The organism is Desulfuromonas sp. DDH964, from assembly GCF_001611275.1.
GTDB lineage: Bacteria > Desulfobacterota > Desulfuromonadia > Desulfuromonadales > DDH964 > DDH964.
In genome coordinates, this window is the sequence record NZ_CP015080.1 from 1,533,031 (window position 1) to 1,547,121 (window position 14,091).

11 protein-coding genes are annotated in these 14,091 nt (G+C 63.3%); 4 read left to right on the plus strand and 7 right to left on the minus strand.

Translation table 11 applies throughout. The features are described 5' to 3' along the window. The first annotated feature begins 3 nt into the window (after positions 1–3). Entirely contained in the window at positions 4–3,117 is a 3,114-nt protein-coding gene (locus tag DBW_RS06945; protein ID WP_066726195.1) for an efflux RND transporter permease subunit, read from the plus strand. Here the strand turns inward: DBW_RS06945 and DBW_RS06950 are convergent. The 3 genes from DBW_RS06950 to DBW_RS06960 form a co-directional block, all read right to left on the minus strand. Next, a complete protein-coding gene (locus tag DBW_RS06950; protein ID WP_066726197.1) occupies positions 3,101–3,631 on the minus strand; it encodes a hypothetical protein in 531 nt (176 codons plus the stop codon). The two genes, DBW_RS06945 and DBW_RS06950, sit on opposite strands and share 17 nt — an antisense overlap. A gap of 141 nt (positions 3,632–3,772) precedes the next feature. Next, positions 3,773–4,954 (minus strand): MFS transporter, encoded by a 1,182-nt coding sequence (locus tag DBW_RS06955; RefSeq protein WP_231875398.1) that lies wholly within the window; start codon positions 4,952–4,954, stop codon positions 3,773–3,775. Between the two features lie 39 nt (positions 4,955–4,993). Next, positions 4,994–5,212, minus strand: coding sequence for a ferredoxin (locus DBW_RS06960; protein WP_066726200.1), 219 nt, complete (start codon positions 5,210–5,212; stop codon positions 4,994–4,996). Positions 5,213–5,420: 208 nt separating this feature from the next. Between DBW_RS06960 and DBW_RS06965 the strand changes: the two genes are divergently transcribed. Next, complete coding sequence (locus DBW_RS06965; protein ID WP_066726204.1) at positions 5,421–6,938, plus strand: sensor histidine kinase; 1,518 nt, start codon at positions 5,421–5,423, stop codon at positions 6,936–6,938. Beyond that, positions 6,935–8,299, plus strand: a complete 1,365-nt coding sequence (locus DBW_RS06970; RefSeq protein ID WP_197463745.1) for a sigma-54-dependent transcriptional regulator — start codon at positions 6,935–6,937, stop codon at positions 8,297–8,299. Before DBW_RS06965 ends, DBW_RS06970 begins: the two co-directional genes overlap by 4 nt. Positions 8,300–8,303: 4 nt before the next feature. On the opposite strand, the gene DBW_RS06975 is transcribed toward DBW_RS06970, so the two are convergent. Genes DBW_RS06975 through DBW_RS06990 form a run of 4 tightly spaced genes read right to left on the minus strand, consistent with a single transcriptional unit; the run spans position 8,304 to position 13,661 of the window. Beyond that, positions 8,304–9,323, minus strand: coding sequence for a S1C family serine protease (locus DBW_RS06975; protein ID WP_066726209.1), 1,020 nt, complete (start codon positions 9,321–9,323; stop codon positions 8,304–8,306). After that, on the minus strand, positions 9,310–9,834 hold the full coding sequence (locus DBW_RS06980; protein WP_066726214.1) for a pilus assembly FimT family protein: 525 nt from the start codon (positions 9,832–9,834) through the stop codon (positions 9,310–9,312). Before DBW_RS06980 ends, DBW_RS06975 begins: the two co-directional genes overlap by 14 nt. A gap of 4 nt (positions 9,835–9,838) precedes the next feature. Further along, positions 9,839–10,789, minus strand: coding sequence for a putative Ig domain-containing protein (locus DBW_RS06985; RefSeq protein ID WP_157471817.1), 951 nt, complete (start codon positions 10,787–10,789; stop codon positions 9,839–9,841). A gap of 4 nt (positions 10,790–10,793) precedes the next feature. Further along, a complete protein-coding gene (locus DBW_RS06990) occupies positions 10,794–13,661 on the minus strand; it encodes a PilC/PilY family type IV pilus protein (protein ID WP_231875399.1) in 2,868 nt (955 codons plus the stop codon). Between DBW_RS06990 and DBW_RS18935 the strand changes: the two genes are divergently transcribed. Further along, a complete protein-coding gene (locus DBW_RS18935; RefSeq protein ID WP_231875400.1) occupies positions 13,660–14,052 on the plus strand; it encodes a hypothetical protein in 393 nt (130 codons plus the stop codon). The two genes, DBW_RS06990 and DBW_RS18935, sit on opposite strands and share 2 nt — an antisense overlap. The last annotated feature ends 39 nt before the right edge of the window (positions 14,053–14,091 follow it).

A 14,091-nucleotide genomic window follows, 5' to 3' on the forward strand; every position in this document is an offset into this window, starting at 1 on the left:
AGCATGCTCCTCTCCAACGCCGCCATCGGCCATCGCAGTACCGTCTTCACCCTGATGTTCTTCGCGATCGTCGCCGGACTTTACAGCTACCTGACCCTCCCCCGGGAGTCGACGCCGGACATCACCATCCCCTACGTGCTGGTCGTCACCTCCTATGAAGGGGTCGCGCCCGCCGATATCGAAACCCTCATCACCCGCCCCATCGAACGCAAGCTCAAGGGGCTCAAGGATGTCGAAAAGATCCGCTCGGTCTCCGCCGAGGGGTCGTCGATGATCACCATCGAGTTCAACCCGAAGGTCGACATCGACAACGCCCTGCAGTGGGTGCGGGACAAGGTCGACCAGGCGAAGGGGGATCTCCCCGACGACCTGGAGAACGATCCCTCGATCCTCGAGATCAACTTCAGCGAGTTCCCGATCCTGATGGTGGCGGTCTCCGGCGACGTCAACGAGGCGGTCCTCAAGGGGGTCGGCGAAGAGTTGCAGGACCGCATCGAGGAGATCCCCGGGGTCCTCGACGTCGTCCTGACCGGCGGGCGGGAACGGCAGATCCGGGTCGAATTCGATCCGGAACGGATGGCCGCCTACCAGCTCTCCTTTACCGAGATCCTTGCCGCCATCAGCCAGGAGAACGTCAACATCCCCGGCGGCAGCATCGACATCGGCCGCGGCAAGTACCTGCTGCGCGTCCCCGGCGAATTCACCGATCCCGCCATCATCGACAACCTGGTGCTGGTGGCCCGTGACGGCAGGCCGATCTACTTCAAGGATGTGGCGACGGTCCGGGACACCTTCGAGGACCGGCAGAGCTACGCCCGTCTCAACGGCAACCAGAGCGTCACCCTGGCGGTGAAGAAGCGCACCGGGGAGAATATCATCGCCGTCGCCGACCAGGTCTTCGCCCTCCTCTCGGCCGCCCGCGACCAGCTCCCCCCCGGGATCGAGCTGGCGGTGACCATGAACCAGTCGAAGGACATCCGGCGCATGGTCTCGGAGCTGGAGAACAATATCCTCACCGGGCTGATCCTGGTAGTGGCGGTGATTTTCCTCTTCCTCGGCGTGATGAACTCGATCTTCGTCGCCCTGGCGATCCCCTTCTCGATGCTACTCTCCTTTGTCGTTCTGCAGGCCTTTGGCATCACCCTCAACATGGTGGTCCTCTTCAGCCTGATCCTGGCGCTGGGGATGCTGGTCGACAACGCCATCGTCATCGTCGAGAACATCTACCGCCACGTGCAGGAGGGGGCCGACCGCACCGCCGCCGCGCGCATGGCGGTGAGCGAGGTCGGCTGGCCGGTGATCAGCTCGACCCTGACCACCCTCTGCGCCTTCCTGCCGATGATCTTCTGGCCGGGGATCATGGGTGAGTTCATGAAGTTTCTGCCGATCACCCTGATCATCACCCTGACCGCCTCGCTCTTCGTCGCCCTGGTGATCAACCCGGTGATCTGCGCCAACTTCATGACCCTGCGCCCGGGCAGCAAGGGGGGACCGACTGTGGATCCCTGGCTGTTGCGCGCCTACCAACGCACCCTCGAAGTTGCCCTCGCGCACCGCGCCCTGACTGTTTTCGTCGCCCTCTTCTTCCTGGTGACGATCAGCGGCGTCTATGGCCTGATGGGGCATGGCGTCGAACTCTTTCCCGATACCGAGCCGAACAACGCCTACGTCGAGATCCAGGCGCCGGAAGGGGCCAATCTCGAAACCTCCGACGCTCTGGCCCGGGCGGTCGAAGCCGTTACTCGCAACGAGCCGGATATCGAATTCTCCATCGCCGAGGTCGGGGTCTCGGCGAGCGCCGAGGCCGGCGGCGACGGCAGCAGCCCGGCCAACCAGAGCAAGATTTCACTCAACTTCGTCGAGCGGGCTTCCCGCCGCGAGGACTCCAACCGGGTGTTGGGGCGCATTCGCGCCCAGGTGGCGAAACTCTCCGGTGCCGAACTCAAGGTGGAAAAACAGAAGGAAGGCCCCCCGACCGGCGCGCCGGTCAGCATTGAGCTCAGCGGCGAGGATATCGTCACCCTCGGCCTGCTGGCCGACCAGGCCAAGGGGCTGATTGAGGAGGTGCCGGGACTGGTCGATCTCAAGGATGACCTGACCAAGGCCAAGCCCGAGATCCGGGTGCTGGTCGATCGCGAGAAGGCGACCCTCCTCGGCCTGTCGACCGCCGCCATTTCCAATACGGTCAAGGCGGCGATCAGCGGCAGCAAGCTCGGGGTCTACCGCGAGGGGAAGGATGAGTACGACATCGTCGCCCGTCTCCCCGCCGCGCGCCGCCAGGGGACGGCGGATATCGAGAACCTGCTGGTCCCCTCCCGCAGCGGCGGTCCGGTCCCCCTCTCCAGCGTCGCCCGCATCGAACTCGCCACCGGCTTCGGTTCGATCCGCCACCTCGACCAGAAGCGGGTGGTGACCCTGACCGCCAACACCTTCGGCCGCAACAGCAACGAGGTGCTGCAGGAGGTCCAGGCCCGTCTCGCCGGCTTGGCCCTCCCCGCCGGTTACAAGATCAACTTCTCCGGCGAGCAGGAAGAGCAGCAGAAGGCCTCGGCCTTTCTCGCCAAGGCATTTATTGCCGCGCTCTTCCTCATTGTTCTGGTCCTGGTGACCCAGTTCAATTCCCTCGGCCAGACCTTCATCGTCATGACCTCGGTCGTCCTCTCCCTCTCCGGAGTCTTTCTCGGCCTGCTCCTCACCGCCACCCCTTTCGGCATCATCATGACCGGGATCGGGGTGATCTCCCTCGCCGGGGTGGTCGTCAACAACGCCATCGTCCTGATCGACTACATCAACCAGCTGCGCGGCCAGGGGCTGGAGTTGCAGGACGCCCTGGTGCGGGCCGGACTGGTACGCTTCCGGCCGGTGATGCTGACGGCGGTGACGACGATCCTCGGCCTGTTGCCGATGGCCGTCGGGGTGAGCTTCGATTTCAAGAGTTTCAGCTGGGAGATTGGCGGGGAGTCGGCCCAGTGGTGGGGACCGATGGCGGTGGCCGTCATCTTCGGCCTGGCGGTGGCGACGCTGCTGACCCTGGTGGTGGTGCCGGTTCTCTATGCGCTGCTGGAAGGAGCCCGGGCCCGGCGGGCGGCGCGGCGCCCGGTCAGGGGAGAATCCTGAAGGAATCGAGCATCCCCTGGAAAATCTTGCGCTGTTCGGCAAACTCCTCTTGCGGTGCCGAAAAGGCGAGGATGAAAGCGCGGCTGCGGCCGGTGATCAAAGCGACCTCAAAGGAGCGCTCCGGGGTCGCGCCGGAGATCTTCTCCGCCGGCGCCTCCAGCTCAACCGGTTCGCGTGCCGTCAGGGTAAAGTCGGGGTGAGCGGCCCGGAAGAGGGCGAGGAGACGGTCGAAGCCACCGATCGCTTCACCGGTTGCCAGGGAGGTCACGTCCAGGCGGGCTGTCGGACTGGCGCCGGGTGCGCTCCAGCTGACCGTCGGCAATTGCCGGTTGCGGTCGGGCTGGACGCTGCGTATCCAGCTCTGCGGATGTTCGATGGCAAAACCGAGGGTCGCGTCGATCTCGTAGCCGATGCGGCCGTTCGTTTCCGGAGTCTTGGCCGGTCGGCCGCAGCCGGTTGCAGCCAGCAGTAACGAGGTGAGCAGGAACAGAAAAAGGCCGCGCAGGGGTTTCATGCAACGCTCCTCGCCGGGGATGAGAACAGGGCAATAATAGCACAAGCCGGCCTGCTTCGCCGGCGGTGCCCGGTGGCCAACTTCTTCCGCTTTTGACTCAGCCCCGGGGGGCGGCGCAAGCCACCCCCGGGGCTGTTTGTTTCAGGGGGCGGCCGGGCGGGTGGTTAAAAAGGTGGCCCCGAGCGGAATCAGTGCCAGGACCAGCAGCAGGCCGACCAACAGGAAGGTGGAGCTGAGCCCATAACGATCGGCGAGCCAGCCGATCGGCGGCCCGGTGACGACAAAGAGGAGGCGAAAGCCGAGGGACTTGAGGGAAAGGATACTCGCCCGGTTCTCCCGGGTGCTGTCCCGTTGCAGGTGGTGGCGCAACAGGGGCCCCTGCAGTCCGCGCATGGCAGTGAGGAGGAAGTAGCAGGCAAAGGACCAGAGGGCGTGGGTCAGGCCGAGGCCGAGGTAGCCGGCGAGAATCAGTCCGAGGTAGAGCAGGAAGAGTCCGCGCTCACCGAGCTGGAAATGAAAGCGCTGGCCGGCGAAGGAGAAGAGGGCAACCGTCAGGTTGGCCGCCGCCCAGATCGGACCGAACCAGGCGAGGGGGACGTTGCACTCCTGCATGAAGGGCTGGATCAGCCAGACCGGGTAGAAGGAAGCGACGCCGAGGACCATGGAAAAGAGGAGGGTGGCGCGCAAACGGCGGTTTTCCAGGAGCGCATAGCGGCAGGTGCGCAGCGCCGCCCCCAGATGGGACGACCCTGGGGCAGTCGCCTGATAGGGCGGCTCCCGCAGTGACCGGGTCACCAGCCAGGCAATCCCCCAGACAGCGATTTGCAGCAGGAACGGGCTGAGGGGCTGCCAGGCGTAGAGGAGCCCGGCAAAGAGCGCGGCGAGGGCCTCGCCGCCCTGGCCCCAGCCGGTCATGCGGCCATCAAAGCGGGCATACTCCTCCTCCCGCTGCTGCGTCCGCAGGGTTTCGAAGAGGAGCGCGCTGTCGGAGCCGCTGATGAAGGCGTAGGAGCAGCCGAGGAGCAGCTCCGCCGCCAGCACCGCGGCAAACGAGGCGGCCACGGTATAGAGACTCCAGCCGGCGATGCCGATGGCGGCGGCGAGGCTCAGGGTGTAGCGGTAGCCGAGACGGTCGGCGAGGTAACCGGAGGGGTATTCGAGCAGCAGGGTGGCGAGGGAGAAGCAGCCCTGCAGCAGCAGGATTTCGGCCAGGGAGAGGCCGATCCGGTCTTTCCAGAAGAGGGTGATGATGGCCATCGGAAAGAGGGCCATCTTCAACGCCGAGAAGAGGTAGAGGAGGCGGATGTTGCGGGGAAAGTTCACGCGGTCAGGCAGCAGATGGCAGCACGTGGATTTCCGCTGTCAGTCCTGCCAGTAGATGCAGGCGGCGGGGCAGGCATCCATCGCCTGTTCGATGATCGCCTCGGGGGCGCCGGTCGGATTGTAAACCTCCGACTTGTGTTCACCGTGGGTATGCTCGTGCCCCTCTCCCCCGGTCATGCGAAAGACCTCGGGGCAGATGTGGGTGCAGACTTCGCAGCTGATGCAGCTCTCCTGGTCGACGACGGGGATTCGGGCCATGGGACCACCTCCGGGGAAGAAAATTGACCGCGCCATGCTAGCACTTCCCGACGCGAATTGCCACCGTTTGCCAAGGTTTTGCCACGTGCGTGCTAAGTCGTGGACTTCTCTTGATTATCACGACTTCACAGGGAGGTCGGGCTGTGCTATCTTTGCCGCTACTCGCTAGGCCGAATACAATTCGCACCATGGGGACGTTCAAACGCCGATGAGCCGGAAAACCGGGCTACGCCTCGAAATAATCCTCAATATCATTCTGCTGGTCGGTGCAGCGCTTCTGCTGGGCAGTTTTCTGCTGCTGAAGATGACCGAGAAGGAACTCCTCGCCGAACGGGTCTCCCGCGCGCGATCGGTGGTGAGCCTGGCAACCGGTGTCGCTTCTGTCCCCGATTACGCGGGCCCGGGGACATCCCGGCTCGTCAGCGCCGAGGCTTTGTTGCGGCGGCTTGGTGTCGACCCGGCCCTGGTGAGCTGGCAGATTGTCGACAGCCGTCTGCAGGAGGTCGCGGCCTTCAGCGCCGGCGGCAGCCCGCTTGGCACGAGCGCCGATCTCCAACTGAGTCGCCTGGAGGGGGAGCCGCTGGTCCGGGTGCGCTACCAGGGGCTGCTGCTCCCCTTTTACTCCCGGGAGCCGGTCGATGTGACCGTGACCGGGGGGCTCTTTGCGGCGGGGAAGTTTATCGGGGCGCTGCAGGTACAGTTCACCCTGGAGGATATCCGGCAGCGGCTGGTAAAGACCCATCAGCTGGTGCTGCTTTACGTCCTCTGTTACGGCACGGTCCTGGTTCTTTTCGGCTTTTCCCTGCTCGAACGCAACGTCGTGCGCCCGGTCCGCAGCCTGATGGAATCGACCCGGCAGGCCGCCGCCGGCAACCTTGATCAGCGTCTGGAGGCGACCGGACCCGAAGAAATTGCCGCCCTGGCCGACTCCTTCAATGAAATGCTGGCAGCGTTGCAGGAGAGTCGTAACGACCTGGAACAGCGCAACCGCCTGCTGCAGGAGAGCAACATCGCCCTGTCGCAGACGCGCCATGACCTGATCCGCTCGGAAAAGATGGCCTCGGTGGGGCACCTTGCCGCCGGCATGGCCCACGAAATCGGCAATCCCCTCGGCGCCGTCGTCGGTTACCTGGAGATTCTCAAAGGGGAGGAGCGCTCCGGCCGGTCGCGGGAGATCCTCGGACATGCCCTCGGCGAAGTCGGCCGCATCGATCGCCTGGTCAGGGACCTGCTCGATTACGCGGCGCCGCCCGGTGGCATTCTGGAAGCGGTCGATCTCGCCGATCTGGCAAGGGGAGGGCTGGAGCGGCTTACCCTGCAGCACGCCCTGCGTGATGTCACCCTCGACACCAGCGCTCTGCCGCAACAGCTGCCCCCCGTGCACGCGGCCCCCCATAAACTGTTGCAGGTGGTGATCAACCTGGTCCTCAACGCCGTCGATGCGTCAACCCCCGGCGGGGTGATTCAGCTCAGCGGCGGCACCAGCGACGGCTGGGTCTGGCTGGCGGTGGCCGACCAGGGGTGTGGTATGACAGCGGAAGAGGTCTCGAAGATTTTTGATCCTTTTTTCACCACCAAGGCGCCGGACAAGGGGCGGGGCCTGGGACTGGCGGTTTGCCACCGGATTCTCGAAGAGGCCGGTGGGACCATCGATGTCGAGTCGACCCCGGGGCAGGGGAGCCGTTTTGTCCTGAAATTGCGAGCGATGGAGCCGGAGGCGTCATGACAGGCCCGATGAAGAAGCTGTTGATCATTGACGATGAGCCCGCGATGCGCCACATGTTGCGGCTGGTGCTGGAGAAGGAGGATTTCCAGATCAGCGAAGCGGCGAGCGGAAGTCAGGCGCTGGAACTTCTTGAACAGGAGCCCTTCGAGCTCGCCCTGTGCGACATCCGCATGCCCGAGATGGATGGGCGTGCCTTCCTGCGCGAGGTGGCGCAACGGCGGATCGCCCTCTGCATTATCATGATGAGCGCCTACGGCACGGTCGATACGGCGATCGAATGCATGAAACTCGGGGCCTACGACTATATTTCCAAGCCCTTCAAGCCCGACGAGGTGACCCTCACCCTGCGCAAGGCAGAAGAGCGCCTGCGCCTGAAGCGGGAGAACCTCCAGCTCAAGGAAGTCCTGGCCAAACGCGAGGGGCAGTTTTCCATCGAGGATATCGTCTGCACCAGCCCGCAGATGCGCAAGGTCCTCGATACGGTGCGCCGGGTCGCCGCCAGCGACTCGCCGGTACTGATCAGCGGTGAGACCGGGACCGGCAAGGAATTGATTGCACGCGCCCTGCACAGTGAGAGCCCCCGGCGGCAAGGGCCGTTCCTTGCCATCAATTGCAGCGCCATCGGCGCCGGCATTCTCGAGAGCGAACTCTTCGGTCACGTCAAGGGCGCCTTTACCGGCGCCGACCGCACCAAGGAGGGGATTTTCGCCGCCGCCAGCGGCGGTACTCTCTTCCTCGACGAGATCGCCGAACTTCCCCTCGACCTGCAGCCGAAACTGCTGCGGGTGCTGCAGGAGGGGGAAGTCCGGCCGGTCGGTTCCACCAAGTCACGACCGGTGGATACCCGGGTGGTCGCGGCCAGTGCCGTTGACCTGCGCGACGCCATAGACGAAAACAGGTTTCGCAGCGACCTCTATTACCGGCTGGCGGTGGTCGAACTGGGGTTGCCGCCCCTGCGCGAGCGCCCGGCCGACATCCCGCTGCTGGCCCGTCATTTCCTCGAAGAGATCGCGCTGCGGGAGGGTCGGCAGGCGCCACTCCTCGATGCGGAATCGAGCGCCAGGCTATCGGCCTATGCCTGGCCGGGGAATGTCCGTGAGCTGCGCAATGTGCTGGAAAAGGCGATGATCTTCAGTCCGCGCGGGGAGCTGGTGGTGGCGGCGTTGCCGGAGGAGGCACGGCGTCATCCGCGCGCCCTGGAGGGGGACTTTTCCCTGAAGAAGGCGGCGCGGCGCCTGGAGATCGAGTACATCACCAAGGCCCTGCAAGAGACCGGTGGCAATCGTACCCAGGCTGCCCGGCTGCTTGAAATCAGCCTGCGTGCCCTGCTTTACAAGATCAAGGAATACGGTCTCGACTGAATTCTTAACGGCGATTACAGTCGGCCAGGGTCACCACAACCTGCCGGCGTTCGCCATGTGAATTGACGACGCCCAGGGTCACCGGCTCTCCCGGAGCCTTGCCGCGCACCCGGCCGAGAAGCTCATCCCGCAATTCAAGCGGTCTCCCGTCCAGAGTGACGATCAATTCACCCGGCTCGACTCCGGCCTCGGCCAGGGGCCCAGCGCCCAACACTTCCAGGACCCTGATTCCGGTACTCCCTGCCGCACCGCTTTCCGCGGACCGGCGGGACGGTTCCCAGCTCTCGGCATAAATGCCACCGAGGGTGGCCGCCGTTGCCTGCCCATCCAGCAGCTCCTGGACCGCCGTCACCGGGCTCATGAAGGCAATCCCGCTCATTCCCCCCGTTCCCGACATGACAGAACTCTGTACCCCGACGACCTCTCCTGCGAGGTTGGTCCAGGGGCCGCCGGAGAGTCCCCTGGGCGCCTGGGCGGCGACGGGCTGGGCTTCGGTGTAACAGCGGTTCTGTACGTTCCACTCGAAAGTCAGCCGGTCACCGGCAACACTCCCCGGGAAGAGTAGCCCGTGGCGGTAAAGGGCGGTGCCGAAGAGGACCAGCGGCGTGCCACTGGTGGGAGGGGCCAAGGCCAGTTCGAGAGTCGGGAAGAGGCCACCGCGCCGTTCGACCCGCAACAGGGCGAGATCATGACCAGTATCGACACGAATGCGCTTCGCCCTGAGGCGACCGCCGCCGGGGGAGCGAACCTCGATCAGGCGTCCTCCCCTGACGACGTGGGCGGCGGTGATCGCCAGCCCCTGGGAAGCGACAAACCAGCCGCTGCCGGCGAGGTGACCATCGACCAGAATTTCCAGGGAGGCGGCTTCGAGGCGGCTGGCGAGAGAGACCTTGGCCGGATTGGCACCAGCCGTTGCGGAGGGGAGAAGCAGGTAAAGAAGGAGCGCCCACCTGCAAGCAGCCGCAAAAAGACCGCCTTGCCCGATTCGGTGGTGGACGGAGCTGAGCGGGCTAATCCCTGACAAAAGCCCGTCCTGTCATGGGGGAATCGACCGCCACCTGGAAACGTGGGGTGACCAGATCATCCGGTGCAAAGAAACAGAGATTGATTCGTCCTTCGTCGGCCGTTCCTTCATAAAAGCCGTCTTTGGTGGTGCCATTAGGAAAGTAATTGACATCGTATATGGTTTCAGCGGTCAGGTCGCAGGCAGCCCCTCCCCGCACCACGACGGCACGGGTGAAATCGGTCCACTCGGCATCGCCAGGAGCGGGCCAGGTCGGTCCGGGGTAACTCCCGCTCTGGAGGGAAAAACGCTGCCCGGGAAGGTCGATGACCACCCGGTAAGGGGTGTTCTCGTTGATCGCCCGATCGCGCGCCCGGTGCATGGCGCCGAGGGCCGCCTGAGCGGCTTCGCGGTAGTCGGATTTGCGCAGCCAGCTGTTGAGGTTGGGCATGGCGATGATCGCGACCACACCAAGTACTGCGACCACGACCATCAGCTCAATGAGAGTAAAACCTTTATCCGTTCTTACCACGCGCTTACTCCTGTTTCGCCAGGGTCAGGGAGAATTCCTGCCGGGCCTGCATGCCGTCGGGGTCTGTGGCGACAACCCGGATGGTCCAGGAACCGGCGGTCCCTGGCGGGAAGGCCCAGGCGATCAGGCCGGTCTTTTCATCGACCTGCATCCCCGGAGGGGCCTCTTCGAGACGGTAGGTCAGCGGGTCGTTGTCAGGGTCCGTGGCCTCGGCCTGGTAGCGGAATCCGGTGTCCGGCACCACGGCGGGAGGGGTTGAGGTAAAGTGGGGCGGGCCGTTGGGGACGACGAGGTTGCCACCAACAAAGGGTTCCCCCTGGTCCCTGCCGTCGCTCGGGATGGCGGTAACGGTGATGCGGGCATCCCGCTTGAGATACTCGGCCGGCAGGACCGGGCCGGTCACCCACGGCAACTCCTCGCCATCGACCCGCCACTGGTACTCGACCTCGACGGGGTCACCATCGACATCGCTGGTCTCAGGGACGATGACCAGTTCCTTGCCGGCGATGATGACCGGGTCCTGGAACCCGAGCCGGGAAATAACCGGGGCGGCGTTGACGACCCGGGTGGAAACGCTGGCCCTGGCCGGACCGCAATCGACCCGGACCGCGACTTCATCATCCCGCTGGTAGTAGTCGCGCTCCAGGCGTGGTCCCGTCGCTGCCGGAACCTCCTGGCCATTGACCTCCCAGGCAAAGCGTCTCTCCTGGCGGCAATTGCTGACCATCACCTCCGCCCCGTCGGCCGAGGTCAATGGCTCCGGGATCAGCCGGATGGAGAGCTCCCCGCCCCCCTGATTGTTCGCGGTAGCGGCGGGGATCGGTTCGAGCATACGGTTGTTGACCGGGGCGGATTTCTCCGCCCCGGTCCCGGGTGCAGGCTTCTGTTCGCCCCGGTCGCAGGCCGCGGCCAGCAACAGGGCGGACAGAAGCGCAAGGGTCAATGAGAGTCGCAACGGGTTACTCCATCATCCAGTAAATCTGCCAGGAAGTCATGCTTGGTGGCGGCTCTTCGGTACAGATACCACCGCCGCAACCGATGAGGACCGCCGAGGTGCCGTCTTCCTTGATGGCGATAACCGCGCCCGAGGCAATCCCCGAGCCGAGAATCCGCGAGCGATCCTCCCGCCGGAAAATTGCGCCCGTGCCGGAGGCAGACAGAACCCCTTTGTCGTCCACGTTGACGATACCGGCGCGCTTGTTGAGGTTGGAGGTGTTTTCGCTGTCGTTGGCCTCGTAGAAGTTGAGGACTGCTTCGCCGGTGAGGTAGTCGACGACGTAGAGGCGGCTGACGCCGAGATTCCCCGACAGACAGGGGTCAACGTCGGCGGAGACAGCGTTGGGGGTAAAGGTGGTGTAATAGGCCTTGCCGTAAACCACAAGCGCCGGGGCCAGGACTTTTTCGCCCTTGTTCTGGTCGAGCTTGATGAACCAGCCGCTGTATTTCGGGCTGTTGAGACGTTCGAGAACGCACTCGATCGAGGTGTCGGTCGGATCGCTGCAGTTGGGAGCGGTCATGGTGGCGCTTTGCAGGCTGTCCTCGGTGACGTTGACCAGGTTGGCCTCAGTCTTCACCGTGGTGTCGTAACTGCTGTCGTAGAAACCGCGGTCATAGAAGGCATAGAGCCGGTCGGTGACGCCGGTGTTGAGAGCATGGGCACGGTCGCCGGTGCCGAAATAGACACCGTTGTACTTCTGTTCCAGGACCACGGACGGTGGGTAGAGGATGCGCCGGCCGTTGGTGGGCGGGTCATCGCCGCTGATCAGCTTGTCGCTCGGATTGGCGCTGAATACCTTGGTCCCGGTCCACTTGCCGGTGGTAACCTTGTCGGCGACGCGGAAGCGCCACATGTTGCCGCCGGTGTCGCCAGCGTAGATGACGTCGATGTAGCTGTCGAAGTTGCTGTCGATGGCCGCTACCGAAGAGGGGAAGGAGTAGGTCGGGATGTTGGCCTTGTCCGTTCCGCTGGCAGTGGCATAGGCTTCGGTATAACCCCAGAGCTTGACCGGTGTGTCGTTGAATTTCACCTTGCCGCTGCTCAAGTCCCTTTGGCCGATCTCGACGATGTAGATTCCCCGTCCCTTGGGGGTGAACTGTTTGCTGCTTCCGACACTGAAGACATCACCGAAGTCGTTCGCCTTGAGAGTAGTTTCGGTAGTTGCACCCATGCCGTCCGGGAAGGTCTGGGTGCTGCCGTAGCGCAGGTCTTCGTTGGTGTCGTAACCGGCGCCGATAATCGCCACGAAGCGGTCGCTGCCGCCGAGGCGCATCTTGCCGACAACCGGGTCGGACCAGCTCTCCCCCAGCTCTTCAAAACCGCTGGTCTTGCCGGTCAGCTCCCAAAGGAGGGCAGGGTTGGCCGGATCGGAGACATCGAGCGCATAGTAGGCGCCGCGATTCAGAGTCGGATCGAGGGTGTCGACGCCGGCGCCGCGGCGCAGGCCGAAGAGGATGATCACCTTATCCCCGGCAACCGCATCAATGGTGCCATCGTTATTGGCGTCGTAGACGAAGGGGATCGGGCTCGCATCGATGAAATAGTTGTGGATATTGTTCCCGAGCTGCTGGAGGTTGGGGAGAAAAATCGGCGGGATGAAGGACCAGAGCTCCTCGCCGGTGGCGTCGCTGAAGGCATGGAGCTGGCCGTCGTTGCTGCCGACGTAGATGACGGTCTTGTTGGCCGAAGTCCCTTCGTCTGCAAGGCTGTAGCTGTTGTAGGACTGGATCAGCGGCTTGGAATGGAGGATGTCGCCGAGAATCCAGGGGCGCTTCTCGGAAGTATTGCCGTCAAGATCCTGGTCATAGGCGTCCCAGCCGGTGATGTAGCGGATGATCTTTTCGCGGTCAGTGGTGGCGGAGACTCCCAGCAGGGTGGTTGTCAGCTTGGTGTTATCCAGCTTAACGGCATTTTCAGCCGAGGTCAGGTCTTTTTTGATCGGGTTGAGGACCGTGCCGTTGCCGGTAATGGTGTAGATCTTGCGCGGATTACTGACCAGGTCGCGTTTGGCGAGGAGTTCGCCGACCCCCCCCTCGTCCACGTTGCCGCCGTCAGGGTTGACACTCCAGAAGGAGATGGCATCGGGGTCGAACTTGCCGTTGGCGTCCGTCGCCACGGCACCGGTCTTGTCGACCACCTCCCCCTTGACGAGACCGAACTTCTTCAGGTTGCCGCGCCAGTCGCCGTTGGCGACCGGCTTGAAGAAGCCGAGGTAGACCCGCTCACCGCTGTAGGTCTTGTTTTCCGGGCTGGTCGGCACCACCGGCGCCACGAAGGCCGAGTTGACCTCGAGGATCTTGCCAATGATTGTCGACAAGGCACTGGCGAGGTTTTGGTAGTTGGAGGCGAGGTAGGGCACACCCCCACCGTTGGCAGCAGTATCTTCAAGGAGTTTGACCGCCGCCTTGTCAGCGGCAATGGCGCCGAAGCCGATGGTGTAGGTATAGGCGTTCTGAGTCCCGGCGTACTTTTCTGAAAGATCGATGTCATGGATGTACTTTGCAACATCGTCGAGGTAGTCGCTGCTGTCGGTTGATACGTCCTTGCTATCCTTGTCGCAATCACCGTTGCCACAAATACTTCTCAGAACATCATTGTTATCTTTCGTCGGCATACCGTCGGTGATGAGAATGACGTAGGTTTGCTGACAGCTCGCCGTAATCGGCGAGGTGTAGGTGTTGCTGCGAAACGCGCTCTTCTCGCCCTTGAAGTAGCGCATGGCCTCAAAGAGGGTCTCGGCCAGAGGCGTATAGCTTTCTGCCTTGAGGCCGTCAATAACTTGCAGTAACGCATCCCTGTTGGTTATGCTCCCGACGTGGATTGCGGCCATGTCTTTGATTTCGCTGGTAAATGATTTCCCTCCGATGGTTTGGGTGACCAGTGCTCCTCCCTCGTTGCTGGTATCGAAAATCATCAGGCCGAAATTGACACCAGTGGTGCCCTTGATGAGGTCGGTGACAACCGTCCGGGCAACCGTGTTTTTAGAGGGTTGGTTTGCTGGTGTCGTGCAGACAAAGCCAGGAGTCGTGGCGTCGGTAGGAGTACTGGTGAAGGCAGCCGACAAGTCGGGAGTTGCAGCCACCACGGGTGTGACAACGGTTTGGGTTGGTGACAATGCGATTGTACCATTGGCAGTCGTGTTGTACCAGATGATCCAATTACCAGTTACAAACCTTCTTACTGAATCAGAAGCTATACATTTTCCGGAGTCGAATTTGTAATTCCCGACAAAATATCCCGTTGGAGACTTGAGTGCATTT